This is a genomic window from Micromonospora olivasterospora, assembly GCF_007830265.1.
GTDB lineage: Bacteria > Actinomycetota > Actinomycetes > Mycobacteriales > Micromonosporaceae > Micromonospora > Micromonospora olivasterospora.
The window spans coordinates 1,377,603-1,402,902 of sequence record NZ_VLKE01000001.1 but is presented as its reverse complement, the minus strand read 5'-3'; the positions used below and the strand labels follow the sequence as shown (position 1 = coordinate 1,402,902).

Here is a 25,300-nt window from a genome sequence, read left to right as displayed (position 1 = left end):
CCCGACGTCAGCGGGCGGGAGCCTTCTCCGCCTCGGCGAGGTGGGCGCGCAGGCCCTCGCCCTCGACGTCGACGTTCGGCAGGATCCGGCCGAGCCAGCGGGGCAGCCACCATGCCGCCCGGTCGAGCAGCGACATCACCGCCGGGACGATGGTCATCCGCACCACGAACGCGTCGATGGCCACGCCGACGGCGAGCGCGAAGCCCATCGACTTGATCACCGGGTCCTCGAGGAAGACGAACCCGCCGAACACCGAGATCATGATCAGCGCGGCGGCGGTGACCACCCGCGCGCCGTGGCCCATCCCGTTGATCGTGGCCTGCCGCGCCGTGTCCCCGTGCACGAAGTCCTCCCGCATCCGGGAGACCAGGAACACCTCGTAGTCCATGGCCAGGCCGAACAGGATGCCGATCAGCAGGATCGGCAGGAAGCTGACGAGCGGGCCCGGGGCGTCCAGGCCGACCAGCTCGGCCAGGTGCCCCTGCTGGAACACCGCGACGGTGATGCCGAACGTCGCCGCGACGGTGAGCAGGAAGCCCAGCGCCGCCTTGACCGGCACCAGGATCGACCGGAACACCAGCATCAGCAGCAGGATCGACAGGCCGACGACCAGCACCAGGTAGACCGGCAGCGCGTCGGACAGCTTCTCCGACACGTCGATGCCGATCGCCGTGGCGCCGGTCAGCAGCACGTCCGCCTGACTGATCCCGGAGACCTGGCGGCGGATGTCGTGTACCAGCTCCTCGGTGGCCTCGTCCGTCGGCCCGCTGCGCGGGATCACCCCGAGCAGGGCGGTCCGCCCGGTCGGGTCGGTCTGCGGCGGGGTCACCGCGAGCACCCCGTCCGTCCGCTGGATCAGCGCGGCGACCTGCGGCGCGGCGGCGGCGGTGGCCTGCGGGGAGTCGGCGGTGACGACCACCGCGAGCCGGCCGGTGAACCCGGGACCGAAGCCCTCCCGGACCAGGTCGTTGTTGACCCGGGCCGCCGAGCCGGCGGGAGCGGTGTTGGCGTCCGGCAGGGCCAGCCGCATGTGGGGGGCGGGCACCGCGAGCAGGCCCAGGCCGAGCAGGCCGACCAGGATCACCGGTACGCGCAGCCGGGTGACCAGGCGGGCCCACCGGAACCCGAGGCCGGGGCGACCCTCGGCCCGCGCCTCGCCGCCTGCCGGGGCCTCGCCGGCGGCCGCCCCGCCGCGTGCCGTCGCCGTCCCGCGCAGCCGGCGGGGGAGCACCCGGTCGCCGGCGAAGCCGAGCAGGGCCGGGGCGAGGGTGATCGCGACGAGCACGGCGACGGTCACCGTGCCGGCGGCGGCCAGACCCATCACGGTCAGGAACGGGATGTCCACCACCGCCAGGCCGGCCAGCGCGATGACCACGGTGGCGCCGGCGAAGACCACCGCGGAGCCGGCGGTGCCGACCGCCCGGCCGACCGCCTCGGCGGGGGCGAGCCCGTCGAGCAGGTTCTGCCGGTGCCGCGAGGTGATGAACAGCGAGTAGTCGATGCCGACGGCCAGGCCGAGCATCAGGGCGAGGATCGGGGCCGTGCTGGTCAGCTCGATCGCGCCGCTGAGCGCGAACAGGCCGGCCATGCCGACGCCGACGCCGATCAGCGCGTTGAGCATCGTCATCCCGGCGGCGACCAGCGAGCCGAACGTCACGACCAGGACGATCGCCGCGACCACGACGCCGAGCGCCTCCGTCGAGCCGACCTCCGGCTCGGCGTTGAGCACCTCGCCGCCGGGCGCCACCTGCCAGCCCTGCGCCTCCGCCCGCGCGCCCACCTCCTCGTACGCGGTGCGCTGGTCGTCGGTCACCTCGTCGGCCCGGCCGGCGAACTGCACCTGGATCAGCGCGTACCGGCCGTTCGGGGAGACCGCCTGGGCCTGGAACGGGTCGACCGCGCCGACCACGCCGGGCAGGGCGGCCGCCTCCTGGGTCACCTGCCGGACCAGGGCCTGCCCCTGCGGGGTGCCGAGCTGGCCGTCCGCCGGCGCCTTCACGGCGATGGTGCCGGTGGCCCCGCTGGCCTGCGGGAACCGCTCGGCGAGCAGGTCGATCGCGCGCTGCGACTCGGTGCCGGGCATGGTGAAGTTGCTCGCCGTCGGGCCCTTCAGGGTGGCCGCGGCGATGCCGAGGCCGACGAGCACGACGAGCCAGACGACGGCCACCAGCCGTCGACGGCGCAGCGAGGCCCGGCCGAGCCGGTACAACAGGGTCGCCATCAGTTCCTTGTCCCTCGGTCGTGGGTTTGCTGGTCGGTGGTGGGGGTGGGGGGTCAGTCGGGGGGCTCCAGCGCGCGCCGGACGAGGCCGAGCAGCGCCGCGCGCAGCTCGTCGTCCGCGAGGTCGCCGAACTCGCCGCAGGTCTTCGCGATCCCGGCGAGGACGACCAGCGCCGCGACGCGGACCGCCGGGCGCGGCGAGTGGCCGGCGAACGCCGCGATGAGGCGTTCGGAGATCTGCTGCACGTGCGCGAACGCCGGCTGCTCGAGCAGGTGGGCGAACTCGCCGCGGAGCAGCGCGATCTCCCCGCGGAAGCGCACCGCGAGGTCGACGAAGCCCTCGGCGGCGACCTGTTGGGCGGCCGCGCCGGTCAGCCCGGCGAGCCGGGCGTCCAGCTCCTGCAGCACCGCGATCGCCGGGGCCATCAGCTCGCCGAGCAGGGCCTCCTTGTTGGCGAAGTGGTAGAGCACCGTCGCCTTGGAGACCCCGACCTCGCCGGCGATGTCCTGTAGCGAGGTGCCCTTGTACCCGGTGACGGCGAACCGCCGCGCCGCCGCGCTGAGGATCTCGGCGTGCGTCGCCGGTACCGCTCGTGCCATGCCCTCCAGCATGCCTGACCGATCGGTCAGCACCTGACCGATCGGTCAGAGAGTGTGCTGTGCCACAGGGGGGTGCCATGATGCGCGCCATGACCGTGAACCCGTCGACCCTCGTCGAGCAGGCGGACACCCTGTGTACCCTGCACAAGCCCGGCGACCCGCTGGTCCTGCCGAACGCGTGGGACGCCGGCTCGGCCCGGGCCGTCGCCGCCGCCGGTTTCCCGGCCGTCGCCACCAGCAGCTCCGCCGTCGCCGAATCACTCGGCTACGCCGACGGCGAGGCCACCCCTGTCGACGAGATGCTCGCCGCGGTCGCCCGGATCGCCCGCGCCGTGCCGGTCCCCGTCACGGCCGACCTGGAACGCGGGTACGGGCTGCGGCCGACCGAGCTGGTCGAGCGGCTGCTGTCCGCGGGGGCGGTGGGCTGCAACCTGGAGGACTCGGACCCCTGTACCCGCGCGCTGTACGACTCCACCAGCGGGGATCGGACGGTACGGATCTGGGATGCGGCGCCGAGGAGCAGGCCGACCTGCTTGCCGCCGTTCGCGCGGCGGCCGACGCGGCGGGCGTGCCGCTGGTGCTCAACGCCCGGATCGACGTACACCTGCGCGGGGCCGGCGACCCGGCCGGGCGTACCGCCGAGGCGATCCGCCGGGCCCGGCGCTACCGGGCAGCCGGGGCGGACTCCGTCTACCCGATCCTCCTAGCAGAGCCGGGGCAGGTCGCGGAGTTCGTGGCCGGGGCGGACGCCCCGGTGAACCTGCTCTACCGGCCGGGTGGTCCGAGCCTCGCCGAGCTGACCCGGCTCGGGGCGGCGCGGATCAGCCACGGCGAGGGCCCGTACGCGGCGATCCAGGCCCGGACGGCGGCGCTGCTCGACGCGATCCAGGCGGGCAGGGACCCGTACGCGCCGTGACGTCGGGCGATGCGGCCGCCCGACGCGGTGCGCGAACGACTGCTGCCGGGCCCACCGCCGGCCGACCCATGCAGCGAGACGGCGCGGCGGGCGTACGTGGTCGAGGCGGCCCGCGCTCGCGCCGCCGACTGCTGGCGCGCACAGCCAGCCGATCCGCTGGCGCTACCGTCCGGCCGCGCCGATGCCGTCGGCTGGCACGAAATCGGGGTCGAGGGTTGGGCAGCGTGGCTCGCTCGCCGCGCTACGAACCGTCCCAGGCGAGATCCGGAGAACTTCCACCCCGAGTTGTGCAGCGGGGGGTGCGTTTGCCGGTGCCGAGCCCGTCGGATGCCGCCCGGTGGAACCAGGAGTCGTGTATTTCGCTGATGTGGACCTGACCGCCGGCTCGCGTGTAGGACTCCTGCCAGCCGCGGATGGTTTCGTACGCACCGTGATCGAGATAGTCAAGATGCAGTTCGAGTTCGACGTACTGAGCGGCGGGTAGCGCGGCAAGTCGGCGGGTGAGCCGCTCGGAGGCGATGAACGCGAGGGTTCCGGTGATCGACACGAGCCAGGTGCCGGATGCCGGTTGGGTGGTCCGGATTTCGCACCGGGCCAACCGCCACAGCATGAAGAGCCCCGCCGTCGCCATGCCCAGCCCGACCCCGGTGAGCAGGTCCGTCGCGGCAACGCCGACCGCGGTGATCAGATAGATGGGAAGTTCCCGGTGCCGGGCATACGTGCGGATCTGAGCGAGGCTCACCAGCCGTAAGCCGACCACCACGAGGACGGCGGCGAGCGCGGCCATCGGGATCATTTCCAACCATGCGGCGCCGACCAACACGAACCCGGCGATCCAGACGCCGTGCAGGATGGCCGAGGCGCGGGTGCGGGCGCCGGCCGCGACATTGGTTGAGCTTCGCACGATAACGCCGGTGACTGGGAGGCCGCCGAGCGTGCCGGAGACGGCGTTCGCGGTGCCCTGAGCGATGAGTTCACGGTTGAGGTTGGCGCGGGGGCCGTCGTGCATCCGATCAACGGCTACCGCTGAAAGCAGGGATTCCACGCTCGCTACCAGGGCGATGGTGATGACAGCCACGGTGATTTCCCGCAGCGGCGCGTCCGGCCAGCGGGCGAAGGCCAGTTCACTCAGCGGCTCGGCGGGCAGGTCCACCCGATCCACGTCGGCGTTCAGGACCGCCGCGACCACAGTGGCGGCAACCACGGCGATCAGCGCCGCCGGCAGCAAGGTGGTTTTGACTAGACGTGGCCAAATCAGCAACAGCGCGATGGTCAGCGCGCCGAGTACCACGGACACGCTGTGGTGACCGACGACTTGGCCGGGCAAATCACGCAGATTCGCCCACACAGAGCTTTGTGGCGCACCGCCGAGTACCACGTGGATCTGGCTCAGCGCGATGACCAAACCGATGCCGGCGAGCATGCCGTGCACGACTGCTGGCGACAGAGCGAGCGCTGCCCGGCCGAGGCGGGTGATGCCCAGCAGGATCTGCACCAGGCCGGCGACGGCCACGATCGCGGCGGTACCGGCGAAGCCGAACTCGACGATGGTACCCGCGACGATCACGGTGAGGCCGGCCGCCGGCCCGCTGACCTGCAGCGGGGCGCCGCTGAGTGCGCCAGCGACAATTCCGCCCACGACGGCGGCGACCAGCCCGGCCAGCAGCGGCGCCCCGGACGCCGCAGCGATACCTAGGGATAACGGGATCGCAATCAGAAAGACCACGATCGACGCGGGAAAATCGTGCCGAAACGACCTCAAAACCGACATCTTTGAAATGTACTTGCCTAGTGTGACGGTAATGTTACGAGTAATTACCGCCCTGCCGCGGCCGGAATGCGGCGCGGCGAACGCCAGCGGCCCACCTCCACCGCCGCCCGATAAGCCAAGAACATGATCCATTGGTTGCCGCTCGGCTTCGGTCTCCAGGAGCCGTCGAGCGGCGTTGGCGTAGTGGATGGCGGTCTGTCACATCGTGACGGCCTGGTTCCACCGACTCGGGTAGCCGAGTGGGCCGGACATGCGATGAAGGCCGCTGACCGGGTTTTCCCTGGTCAGCGGCCTTTCGTGTTGGTCGCGGCTTCCTTGGCAAGTGTGCCCCCGGCAGGATTCGAACCTGCGCCCCCGCCTCCGGAGGGCGGTGCTCTATCCCCTGAGCTACGGGGGCTCAGCGACCCGAGAAGAGTAGCAAACCCCCTCCCGGATCACCCAATCGGTATCCCCGCGCGCCGCGAGGCCGGGGTGGGGCCGATTGGGTGTCAGGCGGCGATCGTCCGGCCGCAGCTGGGGAGCGGGTGCAGGAGGATGCGGCGGGGCAGGCGGCGGGGCCACTCGTTGCGCGGCCAGGAGCCGTCCACGATGAGGTGCACCGGCCGCTCCTCGGCCCCGCTGAGCCGCAGCACGAAGTCCCGGGGCAGCGGCGGGTCCACCGACGGCGTGGTCACCATGAACCGGACCCGTCCCCGCGACGAGACGGCGGAGACCACGTCCGCCGCGGGCATCGTCCCGCGCAGCCGTACCCGGCCCAGCCAGTAGACCTCGGCGAGGTGTTCCTGGGCGGCCCGGGTGATCGCCGGGTACTCGCTGCGTACCCAGTGCTCGACCGCGCCGACGCAGAGCCCGCAGGCGCGCTCGCGCGGCTCGCGCGGGCCCAACCCCCAGGCCCGCAGGTACGCCCCGATCGCGCCGACGTCCATCGCCGGGTCGAACCGGCGCTGGACGAGCGTGGTGAGGCTCTGCCGCGTCCACAGTTCCTCGTCCAGGCCGAACTCGTCGGGGTGGACGCCCCGCAGGACGTCGATCAGTTCCAGCTCCTGCTCGCGGCTGAGCGTTCCCGGCTCGCCCTGCCGCTGTCCGCGACGGACGGCAGCCACCGCCCCGTCACCGCCGATCGTGTGGCGCCGGCACCAGCTGGTGACCGAGCGCCGTGCGTCTCTGAGTGCAACCCCCACGTCCTGCGCAACGAGCCCGAATCAGGACTGGTCACGATATGCGCGGAGAAAACCCTCCAAAGGAGGCAATCGGTCTAAACGGGCAAAGCAGTATAAAAGGTGCAGTAGGGTCTCGCGGACGCCGGAGGGCCCGCGTCCCCGCCGTGGTGACGGGAACGCGGGCCCTCCGCGGTGTCCGGCGCGCTCAGCCCTTGAGGCGGTCCCGCGCGTTCTTGAGGTTGGTGAGGTCGGTCTGCTGGGTGTTCTTCATGGCGCGGGCGGTGCGCACCACGTCGGGCTCGTCGCTGGCCTTGAGGATGCCGTCGATCATGTGGATGCCGCCGATGTGGTGCCGGATCATCATGTCCAGGAACAGGATGTCCAGCTCGCGGCCCTTCGCCGCCCGCAGCTTGGCCATCTCCTCCGGGGTGGCCATCCCCGGCATCAGGCCGTCGCGCACCATGGCCGGGCCGTCGGGCATCCACGCCATCCGGGGCTGGGACCCGGTGGGGTCGAGGCCCCACGAGCGCAGCCAGGTCTGCATGGTGCCGATCTCGCCCTGCTGGCCGGTGGCGATGTCGCCCCCGATGGTCACCACCTCGGGATCGGTGCCGTGCTGGTACGCGATCAGCCCCATCGCCACCGCCTGGGCGTGGTGAGTGGTCATGTCCCGGGCGAAGCCCGCCTCCGGCGAGGCGTCGCCCGGGCGGGTGAGCCGTGGCGTCAGCAGACCGCCCGCGTACCCGAGGAGCAGGCCGACCACGACGGCGGCGGCCACGACCAGCGTGCCGAAGCGGCGGGCGGGTCGCCGGTCACCGTCGTCGGTGACCGGGGCCTCGTCCAGGTCGGGGTCCGTCGTCGCGGGTGCGGTCATCGGGCGTCCTCGTCGTCGGGGTACGGGTTACTGGGTGGGCATCTGGTTGCCGTCACGCGGCGTGGTGCCGGTGGCGGTGATGCCGTCGGCGCAGTTGGCCGTCGGGCCCTCGACCGAGGCGTTGACCCGCAGCACCTTGATGAACTCGTCGATCCGGCTGTCGTCGGCGTTGTCGACCTTGAGCTGGTAGCCCCAGGCCTGGAGGGAGATCGGCTTGTCCAGCCCCTCGAACGGGCTGAGCAGCATCTTCTCCTGGCCCTGGACCTTGCTCTTGAGCGTGGCCACCTGGTCGGCCGGCAGGTCGGGGCGGTAGGTGATCCACACCGCGCCGTGCTCCAGGCTGTGCACCGCGTGCTCGTTGGCGATCTGGGCGTCGTAGACGTCGCCCATGCAGTTCTGCCAGGCCGCGTTGTGCGGGCCGGCCACCGGCGGGAGGATGTCGTACTTGATCGGGCCCTGCTGGTGGTTGCCGCCCGAGGTGAGCTCCTTGTCCTTCTCGCGGTAGTTGACGATGCCCGCGATGTCGGCGGCCCGGTCCTCCCACGGCTTCGAGCCGTTGTACGCGGCCCAGGCGCCGTAGCCGATGATCGCCACGGCGAGCACCCCGACCGCGGTGAACAGGGCGATCGGACCCCAGGAACGGCCCTGGCTGACCTTGACCGGGGCGATCGGCTTGCGGGGGCCCTTGCCGCCGCCGGAACGGCCCGCGCCGCCCTGCGGCTTGCCCGCCCCGGCCTTGGCGTCGGACGCCGGCCGGCCCGCCGCCGGCTTCTTGCCGGTGGTGACCACGGTCGGACGGCGCTCCGGGCCGCCCGGGGTGCTGATGCTCATCGTGCCTCGTCAGGTAGCTCGGTCAACGTTGGTGGCGGGTAGGGGTCACGCTGAAGGGTCGCCGCCGGGTGACCGAGTCTACCCCCGATAACATGGATCAGTGACTCCCGCAGAACTCGCCGAGGTCGTCCTCTCCGCAGCCCACGCCGTCTTCGCCGACCGGGGCCTGGACCGCTCCGCCCTTCCGGAGCGCACCGCCGTGGAGCGACCCCGCAACCCCGAGCACGGCGACTACGCCTCGACGCTCGCCCTCCAGCTCAGCAAGAAGGTGGGCGTGCCGCCGCGGGAGCTGGCCGCCGCGCTGGCCGAGCAGCTCGGCCGGGCCGCGGGGATCAAGTCGGTGGAGATCGCCGGCCCCGGCTTCCTCAACATCCGCCTGGACGCGGCCGTCGCCGGCCAGCTCGCCCGGTCGATCGTCGAGGCCGGCCCGGCGTACGGCCGCAGCGCCGCGCTCGCTGGCCTGAAGATCAACCTGGAGTTCGTCTCGGCCAACCCGACCGGCCCGGTGCACATCGGCGGGGTCCGCTGGGCCGCCGTCGGCGACGCGCTCGCCCGGCTGCTGCGCGCCACCGGCGCGGACGTCGGCACGGAGTACTACTTCAACGACGCCGGCTCCCAGATCGACCGCTTCGCCCGCTCGCTGCTCGCCGCCGCGCGGGGCGAGCCGGCTCCCGAGGACGGGTACGCGGGCGCGTACCTCGCGGAGATCGCCGCGGCGGTGCAGGCCGCCCGGCCGGACGTGCTGGGCCTCGACGACGCCGCCGCCCAGGAGGTGTTCCGGGTCGAGGGCGTCGAGCTGATGTTCGCCGAGATCAAGTCCTCGCTGCGTGACTTCGGGGTGGAGTTCGACACCTACTTCAACGAGAAGGACCTGCACGCGCGGGGCGAGCTGGACGAGGCCCTGGACCGGCTGCGCGAGCAGGGCCACACCTACGAGTCCGAGGGCGCGACCTGGCTGCGCACCACCGACTTCGGCGACGACAAGGACCGGGTGCTGCGCAAGTCCAACGGCGAGTGGACGTACTTCGCGGCGGACTGCGCGTACTACCTCGACAAGCGCGAGCGCGGCTTCGAGCGCGTGGTGATCATGCTGGGCGCCGACCACCACGGCTACGTCGGCCGGATGCGGGCGATGGCCGCCTGCTTCGGCGACGACCCGGACCGCAACCTGGAGATCCTGATCGGCCAGCTGGTCAACCTGGTCCGCGACGGCGCCCCGCTGCGGATGAGCAAGCGGGCCGGCACCGTGGTTACGCTGGAGGACCTGGTCGACGCGATCGGCGTCGACGCCGCCCGGTACGCGCTGGCCCGCTACTCCAGCGACTCCCCGATCGACATCGACGTCGAGCTGTGGACCCGGGCCACCCGCGACAACCCGGTCTACTACGTCCAGTACGTGGCGGCCCGGACGGCCAGCGTGGGCCGCAACGCCGCGGAGGTGGGGCTGAACCGGGGCGCGGGCGACGACTTCCGTCCCGACCTGCTCGACCACGAGAAGGAGAACGAGCTGCTCAAGGCGCTCGCCGAGTTCCCGACCGTGGTGGCCGCCGCCGCCGAGCTGCGGGAGCCGCACCGGGTGGCCCGCTACCTGGAGGAGCTGTCCGGGTCGTACCACCGGTTCTACGACAACTGCCGGATCCTGCCGCGCGGCGACGAGGAGGTCACCGACCTGCACCGGGCCCGGCTCTGGCTCAACGACGCCACCCGCACGGTGATCGCCAACGGCCTGCACCTGCTGGGCGTGTCCGCCCCCGAGAGGATGTGACGCGACATGCGAGCGCGAGGAGTGAGCTTGCGAGCCCCGCAGTCGCGAAGCGGAGGTAAGTGATGCGCGCGCATGAGGCCGGGGCGCTGCACGGCGAGCTGGGCAACCGGGGGCCCGCGTGGCTGCGTACGCCGGTCGACGTCAACGCTCTGGTGCCGCAGCTCTGGCCGCGCAACGTGGCCCGGGCCGCCGACGGCGCGCTCGCCGTCGCGGGGCTCGGCGTCCGCGACATCGCGGCCGAGTTCGGCACCCCGGTGTACGTCCTCGACGAGGACGACCTGCGGGCGCGCTGCCGCGAGTTCCGCGCGGCCTTCCCCGAGGCCGACGTCTACTACGCCGGCAAGGCGTTCCTCTGCCGCGCGGTCGTGCGGATGATCGCCGAGGAGGGCATGCACCTCGACGTCTGCACCGGCGGCGAGCTGGCCGTGGCGCTGGCGGCCGGGATGCCGCCGGAGCGGATCGGCTTCCACGGCAACAACAAGTCCGTGGCCGAGCTGGCCCGGGCGCTGGACGCGGGGGTCGGACGGATCATCCTCGACTCGTTCGACGAGATCGACCGGCTCACCGCGCTGGCCCGCGAGCGGGGGGTACGCCCCGGCGTGCTGATCCGGGTCACCGTCGGGGTGGAGGCGCACACCCACGAGTTCATCGCCACCGCCCACGAGGACCAGAAGTTCGGCTTCTCGCTGGCCGGCGGGGCGGCGATCGCCGCCGCGCTGCGCGTCCTCGACGACGGCGTGCTGGACCTGCGCGGCCTGCACTCGCACATCGGCTCGCAGATCTTCGACGCCAGCGGCTTCGAGGTCTCCGCCCGGCGGGTGCTCGGCCTGCAGGCGCAGATCCGCGACGCCCGGGGCGTGGAGCTGCCCGAGCTGGACCTGGGCGGCGGCTTCGGCATCGCGTACACCACCCAGGACGACCCGGCCGCCCCGCACGAACTGGCCAAGCGGATGCGCAAGATCGTCGAGGGGGAGTGCCAGGCCGAACGGCTCGCCGTGCCGCACCTGTCCATCGAACCGGGTCGGGCGATCGCCGGCCCCGCCGTGTTCACCCTGTACGAGGTCGGCACCGTCAAGGACGTGGACGGGTTGCGGACGTACGTGAGTGTGGACGGCGGGATGAGCGACAACATCCGCACCGCCCTCTACGACGCGTCGTACTCGGCGACCGTGGCCTCCCGGGCCTCGGCGGCCGAGCCGATGCTCGCCCGCGTGGTGGGAAAGCACTGTGAGTCCGGGGACATCGTGGTGAAGGATGAATTCCTGCCCGCCGACGTGCAGCCCGGAGATCTTCTCGCGGTGCCCGGCACCGGCGCATACTGCCGGAGCATGGCCAGCAACTACAACCACGTGCCCCGGCCCCCGGTGGTCGCGGTGCGGGACGGACGCGCGCGGCTGATCGTCCGGCGGGAGACGGAACAGGACCTTCTCGCATTGGATGTCGGATGATCTCACCTGTGCGCTTGGCGCTGCTCGGCTGCGGCACGGTCGGCAGCGAGGTGGTGCGGCTGCTGCACGAGCAGTCGGCCGACCTCGCCGCCCGGATCGGCGCCCCGCTGGAGATCGCCGGGATCGCCGTCCGCCGGCTCGGCCGGGACCGCGGCGACCTGCCGGTCGACGAGGCCCTGTTCACCACCGACGCGCTCGGCCTGGTCAAGCGGGACGACGTCGACGTGGTGGTCGAGGTCGTCGGCGGGATCGAGCCGGCCCGCGGCTGGCTGGTCGAGGCGCTGCGCGCCGGCAAGAGCGTGGTCACCGCCAACAAGGCGCTGCTCGCCGAGGACGGCGCCGCGCTGCACGCCGCCGCCGCCGAGGGCGGCGCGGACCTCTACTACGAGGCGTCCGTCGCGGGGGCCATCCCGCTGCTGCGCCCGCTGCGCGACTCGCTGCACGGCGACCGGGTCAACCGGGTCACCGGCATCGTCAACGGCACCACCAACTTCATCCTCTCCGCCATGGACGCCACCGGCGCCGGATTCGCGGAGGCGCTGGAGGAGGCCACCGCGCTGGGGTACGCCGAGGCGGACCCGACGGCCGACGTGGAGGGCTTCGACGCGGCGGCCAAGGCGGCCATCCTCGCCTCGCTGGCGTTCCACACCCGGGTCACCGCGGCGGACGTGCACCGCGAGGGGATCACGGAGGTCACCGCCGCCGACGTGGCGAGCGCCCGGGCGATGGGCTGCACCATCAAGCTGCTCTGCATCGCCGCCCGGGTCCCGGACGCCGCCGGGAAGGAGACGGTCAACGTCCGGGTGCACCCGGCGATGATTCCGCGGACCCACCCGCTGGCCAGCGTCGGCGACGCGTTCAACGCGGTCTTCGTCGAGGCCGAGGCGGCCGGGCAGCTCATGTTCTACGGCCGCGGCGCGGGCGGCGCGCCGACCGCCAGCGCCGTGCTCGGCGACGTGGTGGCGGTGGCCCGCAACCGGCTCGCGGGCGTCCGCGCGCCCAGCGAGTCGGCGTACGCGGACCTGCCGGTGCGGCCGATGGGCGAGGCGCTGACCCGCTACCACGTCAGCCTCGACGTGGCCGACCGGCCCGGGGTGCTGGCGGCGGTCGCCGGGGTGTTCGCCCGGCACGGCGTGTCGATCGCCACGGTCCGTCAGGGCTCGGCCGGCGCGAGCGGGGCCGGGGCGGGTTCGGGCGAGGACGCCGAGCTGGTCATCGTCACCCACACGGCGCCCGACGCCGCGCTCGCGGCCACCGTGGGCGAGCTGCGGGGGCTGGACATCGTCCGGTCGGTGCCGAGTGTGCTTCGGGTCGAGGGCGGGGCGTAGCCTTCCGTCCCGCCTGATGGTTAAGCCGAGGTGTGCCGGCGGCCGGTCCGGGAGGCTGGTTCACGCTGGGTAGGGCCCCGACGAGACCGGGGCGGGCCGAGGCGAGGAGAGCGACATGTGGCGGGGCCTGATCGAGACGTACCGGGACCGGCTGCCGGTCACCGATGCCACCCCGGTCGTCACGCTGCACGAGGGGAACACCCCGCTGCTGCCCGCGCCGGTGCTCTCCGCCCGCCTCGGCTGCGACGTCTACCTCAAGGTCGAGGGCGCCAACCCGACCGGCTCGTTCAAGGACCGGGGCATGACGGTCGCCGTCTCCAAGGCCATCGAGGCGGGCGACAAGGCGATCATCTGCGCGTCGACCGGCAACACCAGCGCCTCCGCCGCGGCGTACGCGGCCCGGGCCGGGATCACCTGTGCGGTGCTGGTGCCGCAGGGCAAGATCGCGCTCGGCAAGCTGGCCCAGGCGCTGGTGCACGGTGCGAAGCTGCTCCAGGTCAACGGCAACTTCGACGACTGCCTCGCGCTGGCGGCGAAGCTCGCCCAGGACTTCCCGGTCGCGCTGGTCAACTCGGTCAACCCCGACCGCCTGCACGGGCAGAAGACGGCCGCGTTCGAGATCGTCGAGGCGCTCGGCGACGCGCCGGACATCCACTGCCTGCCGGTCGGCAACGCGGGCAACATCTCCGCGTACTGGCTGGGCTACACGGAGGACCTGCGCGCCGGCAACGCCACCCGCGCCCCGAAGATGTACGGCTTCCAGGCGGCCGGGGCGGCGCCCATCGTCACCGGTCGGGTGGTGCCCGAACCGTCCACCATCGCCACCGCGATCCGCATCGGCAACCCGGCGAGCTGGACGAAGGCGCTCGACGCCCGGGACGCCTCGGGCGGGCTGATCGCCGCCGTCACCGACCGGGAGATCCTCGCCGCGTACCGGCTGCTCGCCCGGGAGGTCGGGGTCTTCGTCGAGCTGGGCAGCGCGGCCAGCGTGGCCGGCCTGCTCCAGCAGGCCGCGGCGGGCCGGGTCCCGGCCGGCGCCACGGTCGTCTGCACCGTCACCGGCCACGGGCTCAAGGATCCGGAGTGGGCGATCTCCACCGCCCCGGCCCCGGTCACCATCGCCAACGACCCGCTGGCCGCCGCCCGCTCGCTCGACCTCGCCTGAGGCTGCCGCCCGGCAGCGGGGACCGGCGGAACGGGGTAGCCGATCGGCGGGGCGGTGTGGCTACCGATGGCACGGCGGGCCCGCGAGACCCGTCGCCGTCGCCGGAGGGGATTATCGGGTCCGGCACACTTTCCCTGCCGACCTGTCCGCCTTTCTCCAGGAGTGAGCCACGCCGATGTCGCTGCTCGCCAGATCAAGCCTCGCCAACCGGGGGCTGGTCGCCCTCGTCGCGGTGGTCGTGACGCTTTTCGGGGCGTTCGCCGTACCGTCGCTGAAGCAGCAACTCCTGCCGTCGCTGGAGTTCCCGGGCGCGTTCATCGTGGCGGTCTATCCCGGCGCCGCGCCCGAGATCGTCGAGTCGCAGGTCACCGAGCCGATCGAGAACAGCCTCCAGGGCCTGCCCGGGCTGGAGAAGATGACCTCGACCTCCCGCGAGGGGTCCACGGTCGTCCAGGTGCAGTACGAGTTCGGCACCGACCTCGACACCGTGGTCAACAAGATGGAGACCGCGCTGGGCCGGATCGACAGCCAGCTCCCCGAGGGCGTCGACCCGCAGATCCTCACCGGCACCACCGACGATCTGCCTGCGGTGGTGATCGCCGCGGCGGGCGGCGGCGACGAGCGCGCCCTGGCCGACAAGCTGCGCGAGACCGTGGTGCCGGAGTTGGAGGCGATCGACGGGGTGCGCACGGTCGCGGTGACCGGCACCCGGGACGAGGTCGTCACGGTCACCCCGGACCCGGCCAAGCTGGCCGCCGCGCAACTCGCGCCGACCGCGATCGGCGCGGCGCTGAAGACCAACGGCGTGGCGGTGCCGGCCGGCGCGGTGACCGACGGCTCCCGTTCGCTGACCGTCCAGGTCGGCACCCCGATCGCCTCGATCGACGACCTCCGGGGCATCGTCCTGACCCCGACGGCGCCGAAGGCGGCGCCGGTGCGGCTCGGCGACGTGGCGACGGTCGAGCAGCAGCTCGCCCCGGCGACGTCGTTCACCCGTACCAACGGCAAGGACAGCCTCGGCATCGCCGTGACGGCCGCCCCGGACGGCAACGCGGTCGAGATCTCCCACGAGATCCGCGACCGGCTCGCCGACCTGGGGGCCACCGCGGGCGCGGACCTGACCGTCGTGTTCGACCAGGCGCCGTTCGTGGAGAGGTCCATCGAGAGCCTGACCACGGAGGGCCTGCTCGGCCTGGTCATGGCGGTCGTGGTGATCCTGGTCTTCCTGCTCTCGATCCGTTCCACCCTGGTCACCGCCGTCTCCATCCCGCTGTCGGTGCTGGTGGCCCTGATCGCGCTCTGGATCGGCGACCACTCGCTCAACCTGCTCACCCTCGGCGCGCTGACCATCGCGGTCGGGCGGGTCGTCGACGACTCGATCGTGGTGCTGGAGAACATCAAGCGCCATCTGGAGTACGGCGAGCCGAAGCGGGACGCGATCGTCACCGCCGTACGCGAGGTGGCCGGCGCCGTCACCGCCTCGACGCTCACCACGGTCGCCGTCTTCGCCCCGATCGCGCTGGTCGGCGGCTTCGTCGGGCAGCTCTTCGCGCCGTTCGCGATCACGGTGACGGTGGCCCTGCTCGCCTCGCTGCTGGTCTCGCTGACGGTGATCCCGGTGCTGGCGTACTGGTTCCTGCGGCCCAAGCCGGCCGGGGCGGACGACGCCGCGGTGCGCCGGGCGGCCGAGGAGAGGGAGCTGCGCAGCCCGCTGCAGCGGGCATACCTGCCGGCGATCGGGTTCGCCACCCGGTCCCGCAAGACCCGCTGGATCACCGTGGGGGCGGGCCTGGTCGTGCTGGTCGGCACGCTCTGCCTGTCCGGCGCGTTGAAGACCAACTTCCTCGACGACTCCGGCCAGGACACCCTGACCATCACCCAGGAACTGCCGGCCGGCTCCGGCCTGGCCGCCACCGACCAGGCGGCCCGCCGGGTCGAGGCGGTGCTGGAGCGGACGGACGGCGTCGAGACGTACCAGGTGACGGCCGGCGGCAACGACCAGCCGTGGGCGGGCGGCGGGGGCAACGACTCCGCCAGCTTCTCCGTCACCCTCGACGGCGACTCGGACGCCGCCGGGGTGCGGGAGAAGCTGCGCAGGGAGTTCGACGCGCTCGGCGCCGACGCGGGCGAGATCAGCTTCGGCGCCGGCCAGGGCGGCGCCTCGGCCAACCGGTTGGAGGTGGTCGTCCAGGCCGCCGACCAGGAGGTGCTGGCCCGGGCGGCCGAGCAGGCGCGGGCCGCGATGGCGGACCTCGCGGACGTGGAGGACGTCTCGACCAGCCTGGCCGAGCGGGTGCCGCGGGTCGACGTCACGGTGGACCGGCTGGCCGCGGCCCGGGTCGGGCTCACCGAGGCGGCCGTCGGGCAGTTGGTGGCCCAGGTGTACCGGGGCACCCCGCTGGGGCAGGTGAGCGTCGACGGCGTCCAGCAGGACGTGGTGCTGCGCGGCGCGGGCCAGCCGCCGACGACGGTGGAGGAGCTGCGCGCCCTGCCGGTCGGGCCGGTGAAGCTGGACGACATCGCCGACGTCACCCAGGCCGAGGGGCCGCAGCAGGTGACCCGGATCGACGGCGAGCGCAGCGTCTCGGTCACCGGCACGGCGACCGGCGCCAACCTCGGCGCGACCACCCAGGAGCTGCAGAAGAAGCTGGACGCCATCGACCTGCCGGGGGCGACGCTGCGTATCGGCGGTGTCAGCGCCGACCAGGAGGAGGCGTTCGGGGACCTCGGCCTGGCCGTGCTGGCCGCGATCGCGATCGTCTTCCTGATCATGGTGGCGACGTTCCGCAGCCTGACCCAGGCGCTGATCCTGCTGGTCAGCATCCCGTTCGCGGCGACCGGCGCGATCGGCCTGCTGCTGGCCACCGGCACCCCGCTGGGCGTGCCGGCGCTGATCGGCGTGCTCATGCTGGTCGGCATCGTGGTGACCAACGCGATCGTGCTGCTGGACCTGGTCAACCAGTACCGGGCGCAGGGCATGGCGGTCGGGGAGGCGGTGGTCGAGGGCGGCCGGCGCCGGCTGCGGCCGATCCTGATGACGGCGGTGGCCACGATCTTCGCGCTGCTGCCGATGGCGTTCGGGCTCACCGGGGAGGGCGGCTTCATCTCCAAGCCGCTGGCGATCGTGGTGATCGGCGGCCTGATCACCTCCACCCTGCTCACCCTGGTGCTCGTGCCGACGCTCTACACGATGGTGGAGTACACGAAGGAGTCGCTGCGGGCGCGGCGCGCCCGGCGTACCGGCGGGTCGGAGCCGGGGGCGGACGGCGCGGCGGCGGACGGCCGTGCCGAGCCCGTACCGGCCGGCGTGGCGGCCCCGGCCCGGCCCGCGCCCTCCGGGGCGCTGGTCGACGGTACCGACCAGTTCGAGGTGCTCCGGCTGCCGAGGAGCCGGCAGTCGCCGCTGCCGCCGACCGAGTAGTCGACGCGTACGGCTGACGCCCCCGCCGGGTCCGACCCGGCGGGGGCGTTTCCGGCTCCGCCCGGTCGTGTTCCGGCCCGTACCGCGAGCCCCTTGCCACATACTGGGTGTCTCGCGGTCGCCTCGCGGGGCGACCGCCCGGAGCGGGGGCGGGCCATGGCGGACGGGGCTGGCCGATGGGACCGGCGGGCCGTGCTGCGCCGGTCGGGGCTCGCCGCCGGAGGCGCGGCCCTGGGCGCCGTGGGCATGTCCCAGGCCACCTGGATCGCCGACCGGCGGCTGCCACTGGCGGGCGGCCCGGCCAGCGCCACGCTGGGCGGCGGCCGCCAGCAGGTCGGCGGCGGCGAGGTGTCGGTGGTCTGGGCCGCCCGCACCGCGCGGCGGCTGGTCGCGCTCACCTTCGACGACGGTCCGCAGCCACGGTGGACCCCGATGGTGCTGGACACCCTGGACCGGTACGCCGTGCCGGCCACGTTCTTCCTGGTTGGCGAACGGGCCCGGCGGCACGCCGGCATCCTGCGCGGCCGGCTCGGCCGGCACGAGGTGGGCAACCACAGCTGGGCGCACCGTGACCTGGCCCGGCACGACGCCGTCGAGGTCCACGACGACCTGCGCCGCGCCCACGACGCGATCGCCGAGGCCGCCGGGTCCGCGCCCCGCCTGCTCCGTCCGCCGTACGGACACCTCGGCGGCGCGGTGCTGCACGCCGCCGCCCGGCTGGACTACCGGCTGGTGCTGTGGTCGTTGCAGATGGTCGAGAGGCAGTTCCCGGGTGACCCGGCGGGGCACGCCCGGCGGGTCGTCGCCGGCGTGGAGCCCGGCACCATCCTGCTCGCGCACGACGTGGGCGACGCCCGCCGGCTGGTCGCGCTGCGCGGCCTGCCCGACATGATCACCGCGCTGCGGGACCGGGGCTTCGCCTTCGTGACCGTCTCCGAGCTGCTCCGTCAGGCGACCGCCCCGCACCCCGAGGGGTAGGGTTGCCGGACGTGTCGCCAACCCTCTCGGTCCTGGTCCGCAACCGGAGCTTCCGCAACCTCTTCCTGGCCGAGCTGGTGGTCTTCGGCGCCGACTGGTTCGTCATGGTGCCGCTGCTGGTGTTGCTGCCGAAGCTGACCGGCAGCGGTATCTGGGGGGCCCTGGTGCTCGCCGTGGACACGGGCGTGGTGGCGCTGCTGCTGCCGGTCACGGGCGTGGTCGCCGACCGGTTCGACCGCCGGAAGGTCATGATCGCGGCCAACGTCGCCGCCCTACTCGGCGTGCTGCTGCTGCTCGGCGTGCGGGGCGCCGGGACGGCGTGGCTGGCCATGGCGGCGATCGCCCTGGTGGCGGTGGCGAAGGCCTTCTACTCGCCCGCCGCGCAGGCCGCCCTGCCCAACGTGCTCGACCCGGACGAGCTGGCCGCCGGCAACGCCGTCGCCGGGTCGGCCTGGGGCACCATGACCGTCGTCGGCGCCTCGCTCGGCGGCGTGCTGAGCGCCGCCGCCGGCCCGTACGCCTGCTTCTGGGTGGCCGCCGCGGGCCTGGCCCTGGCCGCCGGCCTGGCGGCGCTGATCCGCCGGCCGTTGCAGGCCCCGCGGGACGCCGCCGCGCCGGCGCAGCGAACCTGGGCGGCGATCGGGGAGGCGCTCCGCTACATCGGCCACCGCCCGCGCGTGCTGGGGCTGGTCACGGTCAAGTCGGCGGTGGGGCTCGGCAACGGGGTGCTCACCGTCTTCCCGCTGCTCGCCGGCCTGTACGGGGTGGGTCCGATCGGCACGGGCCTGCTCTTCGCCGTACGCGGGGCGGGTGCGCTGGTCGGCCCGATCCTGATGCGCCGGGTGCTGACCAACCGGGCCTGGCTGCTGACCGGCCTGGCCCTGTCCATGTCGCTGTACGGGCTGTCCTACCTGGGCGTCTCGGTGGCCCGATGGTTCCCGCTGGTGCTGGCGCTGGTCTTCGTGGCGCACTTCGCGGGCGGCAGCAACTGGGTGATGTCGAACTTCGCCCTCCAGGGCGAGGTGCCGGACCGGCTGCGCGGCCGGGTGTTCGCGACCGACATGATGCTGGCGACGCTCGCCATCTCGGTCAGCCAACTCGTCGTGGCCGCGGTGGTCGACGTCGTCGACGAGCGGGTCGTGCTGGCCGGCTGCGGCCTGGTCACCGTGGTCTACGCGGTCGGCTGGCGGATCGCCACCCGCCGGCTCTCCCTGACCGCCCGGCCGCCGAGCCGGCACCGGCCCCGCCCCCGCGGCGCCCGCCCCGCCTGCGTGATCCCCCCGGCTGCGTGGGGTCCCCGCCCGGCCTGCGTGATCCCCGCCCGGCCTGCGTGGTCCCTGCCCGGCCTGCGTGGTCCCTGCCCGGCCTGCGTGGTCCCTGCCCGGCCTGCGTGGTCCCTGCCCGGCCTGCGTGGTCCCCGCCCGGTCGATCAAGAGGTTTGCGCCACCGGGGAGATCGACTCCGACGCATTTCTCTTGATCACCGGCGGCCGCGCCCGGCGGCCGCGCCCGGCGGCCGCGCCCGGCGGCCGCGCCGGCGGCCGCGCCCGGCGGCCGGCCTCCGGCGGGCGGGGCGGCCGGGCGGGGCGGGTGGTCAGCGGGAGGGGGGCGGCGTCGGGTGGCGGCCGGCGAGCGCGGCGGCGATCAGCAGGGCCAGCCCGACCGAGAGGAGCACGGAGGTCGCCAGGCCGACCGCCGTGGCGACGCCGGTGAGCGCGGAGAACGACAGGGCGCCGCTTCGGTAGAGCTGGGGCAGGGCGAACACCGCGGCCAGGTCGACCAGGAGCTGGAGGAAGAGCGCCAGCAACCCGCCGACCAGCAACGCCATGCACCGGCCGGGCAGCCGCTTCCGCGCGACCAGGGCCATCGCGAGCCCGACCACCAGCACCAGCAGGGTGGGCAGCCGCAGGGACGCCTGCACGAACGGGTTGTTCAGGATCTCCACGACACCCTCCCCATGATCGATAAGGTCAGGTTAGCCGAGATGATCAGATCCCACCGACCGGGCGAAGGCCCTCCGTGTCGGCCCGGCCGCTTAGCATGAGCCGGTGCCGACGACATTCGTATCCGGGCCGGTGCGGGTCCGGGTTCCCGCCACGAGCGCGAACCTCGGGCCGGGCTTCGACGCGCTGGGCCTGGCGCTCGGCCTCTACGACGACGTGGCGGGTGAGGTGGTGCCCGACGGCGTCCGGGTGACGGTGACCGGGCAGGGTGCGGGGGAGTTGCCCGACGACGAGCGGCACCTGGTCGCCCGCGCCATGCGGGCCACGTTCGAGGCGCTCGGCGCTCAGCCGCCGGGCTTCGCCGTGGAGTGCGTCAACCGGATCCCGCAGGCCCGGGGGCTGGGCTCGTCCTCCGCCGCGATCGTCGCCGGCGTCCAGTTGGCCCGGGCTCTGGTCGCCGACGGGGCGACCCGGCTCGACGATGCGGCGGCGCTGCGGCTGGCGGCCGAGATCGAGGGTCACCCCGACAACGTCGCGCCCTGCCTGCTCGGTGGCTTCACCGTCGCCTGGACGGAGCCGCCGGGAGCCCGGGCGGTCTCGCTGACCGTCGCCGAGGCGGTACGGCCGACGGTCTTCGTGCCCGAGCAGCGCGGCCTGACGTCGGCCGCCCGGGCCGCGCTGCCCGCCACCGTCCCGCACGGCGACGCCGCGCTGACCGCCGGCCGGGCCGCGCTGCTGGTGCACGCCCTCACCGCCGAGCCGGCGCTGCTGCTGCCGGCGACGGTCGACCGGCTGCACCAGGGCTACCGCGCCGCCGGCATGCCGGAGACCGCGGCGCTGGTCGATGCGTTGCGTGCGGCCGGTGTGGCGGCTGTGGTCAGCGGGGCGGGCCCGACGGTGCTGGCGCTGACCGAGCCGCCGGAAGGCTTCTCGCCGGGAACAGGTTGGCAGACCTGGCGGTTGGGTATAGACGTGCACGGAGCGCGGGTCGCCAGGGGTAGACTTGGACACGCCGAGCGGGACCCTGTTGCCGCAGGTCGGAAGAGTTGATTACGCTCTAGACCTAGCACAGCCGCGAAGCACGCGATCTGCCTGCGGGTCGGCGCACCCCCGAAGCTCTCGGCGGTCAGCCCGTCACCCCTGCCTAAGGCTCACGCCGCACCGCAGTTTCCACAGGTCGCCGCAGACGGCGAGACCTGCTCACCGATGTTGGTGAGTCGGGAGACCGACCGGCTGCTGTGTCACAGACTCCCGCGACGCGTCATGCGAGGCGGGTGCACCGAGGCCGCCCGGCCACCCGCTTCGTCGACTCCGGGCAGTCCCGGCCTATCGAGGGAAGGAATCCATTGAGCGACACCACCGACGTGACGTCGGATGTTTCCAACGTCGCTGGCGAAGCCACCGCCGCCCCCGCCCGCCGTCGGCGTAGCGGCACCGGCCTGTCGGCGATGCTGCTGCCAGAGCTCCAGAGCCTGGCCGCGTCGCTCGGCATCTCCGGTACGGCTCGCATGCGCAAGGGCGAGCTGATCAGCGCGATCTCCGAGCGGCAGGGCGGCGCCGCCGCCGGTACCCCTCGACCGCGGGCCGACGTCGCGGCCGCGGCCGCTGCCGCCCGTGAGGAGGTGCGCGCGGAGGTCGCCCCGTCGGGCGCCGAGCGTCCTGCGGAGCCGGCCGCCGCCCCGACCGAGGGTCGGACCCGGACCCGGCGCAGCCGGGCCGCCGCCGCGGCTGAGACCCGGGCTGCCGCGGCTGAGACCCGGCCGGCCGAGACCCGCGTCGAGGAGACCGCACCCGCGATCGAGCCCGCCGAGCGGGCGGAGCGGGCGGAGCGGGCCGAGCGCGGCGAGGGCCGCCGGGAGCGTGGCGAGGGCCGAAGCGGCCGGGACCAGGCCGAGCGGGCCGAGCGCGGCGACCGGGCCGAGCGCGGCGACCGGGCCGAGCGCGGCGACCGGGCCGAGCGCGGCGACCGGGCCGAGCGGACCGAGCGCGGCGACCGGACCGAGCGCGGTGAGCGGGCCGAACGCGGCGACCGGGTCGAGCGCGGTGAGCGGACCGAGCGGGCCGAGCGCGGCGACCGGACCGAGCGCGGTGAGCGGGCCGAACGCGGCGACCGGGTCGAGCGCGGTGAGCGGACCGAGCGGGCCGAGCGCGGCGACCGGACCGAGCGCGGGGACCGGACTGAGCGGGCCGAGCGCGGTGACCGGGCCGAGCGCGGTGACCGCAACGACCGTGGCCAGCGCGCCGAGCGCGACAACGACGGCGACGAGGACGGCGAGGGCGCCGGCCGGCGTGGCCGGCGCAGCCGGTTCCGGGACCGCCGTCGCGGTCGGGGCGAGCGCGCCGAGGGCGGCGAGGGTACCCGGGAGCCGCAGGTCGGCGAGGACGACGTCCTCGTCCCCGTGGCCGGCATCATCGACGTGCTCGACAACTACGCGTTCGTCCGGACCACCGGCTACCTGGCCGGCCCGAACGACGTCTACGTGTCGATGTCCCAGATCAAGAAGTACGGCCTGCGCCGCGGTGACGCGATCACCGGCGGGGTGCGCGCGGCCCGCGAGGGCGAGCAGCGGCGGGACAAGTACAACCCGCTGGTCCGGCTGGACACCATCAACGGCATGGAGCCGGAGGAGGCGCGGCGCCGGCCGGAGTTCTACAAGCTCACTCCGCTGTACCCGCAGGAGCGGCTGCGGCTGGAGACCGAGCCGCACATCCTGACCACCCGGGTGATCGACCTGGTCATGCCGATCGGCAAGGGCCAGCGGGCGCTGATCGTGTCGCCGCCGAAGGCCGGCAAGACGATGGTGCTCCAGGCGCTGGCCAACGCGATCACCCGAAACAACCCGGAGTGCCACCTGATGGTGGTGCTGGTGGACGAGCGGCCGGAAGAGGTCACCGACATGCAGCGGTCGGTGAAGGGCGAGGTCATCGCGGCCACGTTCGACCGTCCGCCGCAGGACCACACGACGGTGGCGGAGCTGGCGATCGAGCGGGCGAAGCGGCTGGTCGAGCTGGGGCACGACGTGGTCGTGCTGCTCGACTCCGTGACCCGGCTCGGTCGGTCGTACAACCTGGCGGCGCCGGCCTCCGGCCGGATCATGTCGGGTGGTATCGACTCCACCGCGCTCTACCCGCCGAAGCGCTTCCTGGGCGCGGCGCGCAACATCGAGAACGGCGGCTCGCTGACCATCCTCGCCACCGCGCTGGTGGAGACCGGATCCATGGCGGACACGGTCATCTTCGAGGAGTTCAAGGGCACCGGCAACGCCGAGCTGAAGCTGGACCGGAAGATCGCCGACAAGCGGGTCTTCCCGGCGATCGACATCAACCCCTCCGGCACGCGCAAGGAGGAGGTCCTGCTCGCGCCGGAGGAGCTGGCGATCGTGCACAAGCTCCGGAAGGTCCTGCACTCGCTGGACTCGCAGGCGGCGCTGGACCTGCTGCTGGACCGGCTCAAGCAGTCCCGCACCAACATCGAGTTCCTGATGCAGATCGCGAAGTCCACGCCGGGGGAGTGACCCGGCGGGATCGACCGGAAGGGCACGGCCGTTCGCGGCCGTGCCCTTCGTCGTCCCGGTGATCCGGGCGGACCCACCCGGCGCTGTCCCGGCGCGGACGCCGCCCGACGCGGCGACCTCGCGCCCGGTCCTTTGGAATTTTCCTTCGGTTAATGCGTCGCCTATTGAAACTTCTATTCACCGTCCGGTTGACTGTCGTCCATGCGCACCCGCAGACGATCTGCCCACCTCGCCGGCGTCCTGCTGCTGACGCCGCTGCTCACCATGGCCGGCCCCGTGCCGGCGACGGCCGGCCCTCGACCGGTACGACGCCGACGGCTGGCTGCGCGCCGACGCGCTGACCGCCGACCTCGCCGGCGGGGTGACCGTGGACTACGTCAACTCGGGTGCGGTGACGAAGGCCGAGCCGTTGCGCGGCGCGGTGGACCGCTCCCGGGCCGTCGCCGCGGTCAACGGCGACTTCTTCGACATCAACAACTCCGGCGCGGCGCAGGGGATCGGCGTCCGCGCCGGTGAACTGGTCCAGTCGCCGGTGGCCGGGCACACCAACGCCGTCGCGATCGACGCCGAGGGGCTGGGCCGGGTGATCCAGGTGCACTTCGACGGCACCGCCACCCTGCCCACGGGTCCCGTCACCCTCACCCAGTTCAACAACATGATCCAGGCGGGCGGCGTCGGCGTTTTCACCGCGCTCTGGGGGACGTACGCCCGGGAGCGGGCGGTGGCCGGCGCGGCCCGCGTCACCGAGGTCGCCGTGGTCGGCGGCCGGGTGGACCGCGTGACCCGGGCGGCCGGCAGCGGGCCGATCGCCGCCGGCACGACCATCCTGCTGGGCCGGGACGCCGGGGCGGACGCGCTCGCCGGGCTGCGGCCGGGAGACCCGGTCGACGTGACCTGGCGGCCGAAGCCGTCGGACGGCGGCGGCCTGCGCGCGGCGGTCGGCGGCGGCAGCGTGCTGGTCCGCGACGGGGTGGTGCAGAGCATCGCCGACGCGAGCCTCGCGCCGCGCACCGCGGTCGGCTTCTCCGCCGACGGCCGGCGGATGATCATGCTCACCGTGGACGGTCGGCAGGCGGACAGCCGGGGCGTGACCCAGATTGAGGCCGGCCGGATGATGGCCGAACTCGGGGCCTGGAACGCGCTGAACCTCGACGGCGGCGGCTCGTCCACGCTGCTGGCCCCTGGCACGTCGCCGGCTTCGACCCGGCGACCGGCGAGCTGACCGCCCTGCGCCCCGGCGCCACGGTCGTGCTGGCGGTGGCGGTCAACGGCGAACGCGCCGAGGCCACCGTCGCCCTCACCGAGGCCGCGGCGGCCCCGGCCGCCTGAGACCTGAGCAGGGCACCCTGGCGCGACAGGGGGCCCT

The 25,300-nt window shown here is 73.7% G+C and carries 17 protein-coding genes, 1 tRNA gene and 2 pseudogenes; 12 read left to right on the top strand and 8 right to left on the bottom strand.

Annotation, left to right across the window (positions count from 1 at the left end):
* Positions 1-7 precede the first annotated feature (7 nt).
* Positions 8-2,221, bottom strand: coding sequence for an MMPL family transporter (locus tag JD77_RS06210; RefSeq protein ID WP_145773431.1), 2,214 nt, complete (start codon positions 2,219-2,221; stop codon positions 8-10).
* A 53-nt stretch (positions 2,222-2,274) separates the two neighbouring features.
* Complete coding sequence (locus JD77_RS06205) at positions 2,275-2,820, bottom strand: TetR/AcrR family transcriptional regulator (protein WP_145773430.1); 546 nt, start codon at positions 2,818-2,820, stop codon at positions 2,275-2,277.
* 77 nt (positions 2,821-2,897) lie between these two features.
* Between JD77_RS06205 and JD77_RS33405 the strand changes: the two are divergent.
* A pseudogene (locus tag JD77_RS33405) lies at positions 2,898-3,233 on the top strand (isocitrate lyase/phosphoenolpyruvate mutase family protein); the annotation flags it as partial.
* Between the two features lie 155 nt (positions 3,234-3,388).
* On the top strand, positions 3,389-3,736 hold the full coding sequence (locus JD77_RS33400; RefSeq protein ID WP_425463559.1) for an isocitrate lyase/phosphoenolpyruvate mutase family protein: 348 nt from the start codon (positions 3,389-3,391) through the stop codon (positions 3,734-3,736).
* Between the two features lie 241 nt (positions 3,737-3,977).
* Here JD77_RS33400 and JD77_RS06195 read toward each other — a convergent pair whose 3' ends face one another.
* From JD77_RS06195 to JD77_RS06175, 5 genes are all read right to left on the bottom strand, one after another.
* Complete coding sequence (locus tag JD77_RS06195) at positions 3,978-5,507, bottom strand: SulP family inorganic anion transporter (RefSeq protein WP_145773429.1); 1,530 nt, start codon at positions 5,505-5,507, stop codon at positions 3,978-3,980.
* A 325-nt stretch (positions 5,508-5,832) separates the two neighbouring features.
* Positions 5,833-5,904: transfer RNA gene (locus tag JD77_RS06190), tRNA-Arg, on the bottom strand.
* A 91-nt stretch (positions 5,905-5,995) separates the two neighbouring features.
* Positions 5,996-6,688, bottom strand: coding sequence for a winged helix-turn-helix domain-containing protein (locus JD77_RS06185; protein ID WP_145773428.1), 693 nt, complete (start codon positions 6,686-6,688; stop codon positions 5,996-5,998).
* A 184-nt stretch (positions 6,689-6,872) separates the two neighbouring features.
* Positions 6,873-7,541, bottom strand: a complete 669-nt coding sequence (locus JD77_RS06180; RefSeq protein WP_145773427.1) for a DUF305 domain-containing protein — start codon at positions 7,539-7,541, stop codon at positions 6,873-6,875.
* A 27-nt stretch (positions 7,542-7,568) separates the two neighbouring features.
* Positions 7,569-8,372 carry a thioredoxin-like domain-containing protein gene (locus JD77_RS06175; protein ID WP_145773426.1) on the bottom strand — a complete coding sequence of 268 codons (804 nt, stop codon included), beginning with the start codon at positions 8,370-8,372 and terminating at the stop codon, positions 7,569-7,571.
* 100 nt (positions 8,373-8,472) lie between these two features.
* On the opposite strand from JD77_RS06175, the gene argS reads away from it, so the two are divergent.
* The 7 genes and pseudogenes from argS to JD77_RS06140 all read left to right on the top strand — a co-directional run.
* Positions 8,473-10,137, top strand: coding sequence for an arginine--tRNA ligase (gene argS / locus JD77_RS06170; RefSeq protein ID WP_145773425.1), 1,665 nt, complete (start codon positions 8,473-8,475; stop codon positions 10,135-10,137).
* 62 nt (positions 10,138-10,199) lie between these two features.
* Positions 10,200-11,585, top strand: coding sequence for a diaminopimelate decarboxylase (gene lysA / locus JD77_RS06165; RefSeq protein ID WP_145773424.1), 1,386 nt, complete (start codon positions 10,200-10,202; stop codon positions 11,583-11,585).
* Between the two features lie 8 nt (positions 11,586-11,593).
* Positions 11,594-12,913, top strand: coding sequence for a homoserine dehydrogenase (locus tag JD77_RS06160; protein ID WP_211372781.1), 1,320 nt, complete (start codon positions 11,594-11,596; stop codon positions 12,911-12,913).
* A 115-nt stretch (positions 12,914-13,028) separates the two neighbouring features.
* A complete protein-coding gene (thrC, locus tag JD77_RS06155; RefSeq protein ID WP_145773422.1) occupies positions 13,029-14,078 on the top strand; it encodes a threonine synthase in 1,050 nt (349 codons plus the stop codon).
* Positions 14,079-14,253: 175 nt separating this feature from the next.
* Entirely contained in the window at positions 14,254-17,499 is a 3,246-nt protein-coding gene (locus JD77_RS06150) for an efflux RND transporter permease subunit (protein WP_145773421.1), read from the top strand.
* A gap of 156 nt (positions 17,500-17,655) precedes the next feature.
* The gene (locus JD77_RS06145; RefSeq protein ID WP_145773420.1) at positions 17,656-18,477 is read left to right on the top strand and encodes a polysaccharide deacetylase family protein; all 822 of its coding nucleotides are present in this window, start codon (positions 17,656-17,658) and stop codon (positions 18,475-18,477) included.
* 11 nt (positions 18,478-18,488) lie between these two features.
* Positions 18,489-19,694: pseudogene (locus JD77_RS06140) on the top strand (MFS transporter); the annotation flags it as partial.
* A gap of 376 nt (positions 19,695-20,070) precedes the next feature.
* Here the strand turns inward: JD77_RS06140 and JD77_RS06135 are convergent.
* Entirely contained in the window at positions 20,071-20,421 is a 351-nt protein-coding gene (locus JD77_RS06135) for a hypothetical protein (RefSeq protein WP_145773419.1), read from the bottom strand.
* 103 nt (positions 20,422-20,524) lie between these two features.
* Between JD77_RS06135 and thrB the strand changes: the two genes are divergently transcribed.
* From thrB to JD77_RS06120, 3 genes are all read left to right on the top strand, one after another.
* Positions 20,525-21,469 (top strand): homoserine kinase, encoded by a 945-nt coding sequence (gene thrB, locus JD77_RS06130; RefSeq protein WP_145773418.1) that lies wholly within the window; start codon positions 20,525-20,527, stop codon positions 21,467-21,469.
* Between the two features lie 296 nt (positions 21,470-21,765).
* Positions 21,766-23,934, top strand: a complete 2,169-nt coding sequence (rho, locus tag JD77_RS06125; protein WP_145773417.1) for a transcription termination factor Rho — start codon at positions 21,766-21,768, stop codon at positions 23,932-23,934.
* Positions 23,935-24,295: 361 nt separating this feature from the next.
* Positions 24,296-25,156, top strand: coding sequence for a phosphodiester glycosidase family protein (locus JD77_RS06120; protein ID WP_246140545.1), 861 nt, complete (start codon positions 24,296-24,298; stop codon positions 25,154-25,156).
* The last annotated feature ends 144 nt before the right edge of the window (positions 25,157-25,300 follow it).

Coding starts and splice junctions, on each gene's coding strand:
- JD77_RS06150 (WP_145773421.1), top strand. CDS start 14,254: ATGTCGCTGCTCGCCAGATCAAGCCTCGCCAACCGGGGGCTGGTCGCC.
- JD77_RS06205 (WP_145773430.1), bottom strand. CDS start 2,820: ATGGCACGAGCGGTACCGGCGACGCACGCCGAGATCCTCAGCGCGGCG.
- lysA (WP_145773424.1), top strand. CDS start 10,200: ATGCGCGCGCATGAGGCCGGGGCGCTGCACGGCGAGCTGGGCAACCGG.
- thrC (WP_145773422.1), top strand. CDS start 13,029: ATGTGGCGGGGCCTGATCGAGACGTACCGGGACCGGCTGCCGGTCACC.
- JD77_RS06195 (WP_145773429.1), bottom strand. CDS start 5,507: ATGTCGGTTTTGAGGTCGTTTCGGCACGATTTTCCCGCGTCGATCGTG.
- JD77_RS06175 (WP_145773426.1), bottom strand. CDS start 8,372: ATGAGCATCAGCACCCCGGGCGGCCCGGAGCGCCGTCCGACCGTGGTC.
- JD77_RS06210 (WP_145773431.1), bottom strand. CDS start 2,221: ATGGCGACCCTGTTGTACCGGCTCGGCCGGGCCTCGCTGCGCCGTCGA.
- JD77_RS06145 (WP_145773420.1), top strand. CDS start 17,656: ATGGCGGACGGGGCTGGCCGATGGGACCGGCGGGCCGTGCTGCGCCGG.
- JD77_RS06180 (WP_145773427.1), bottom strand. CDS start 7,541: ATGACCGCACCCGCGACGACGGACCCCGACCTGGACGAGGCCCCGGTC.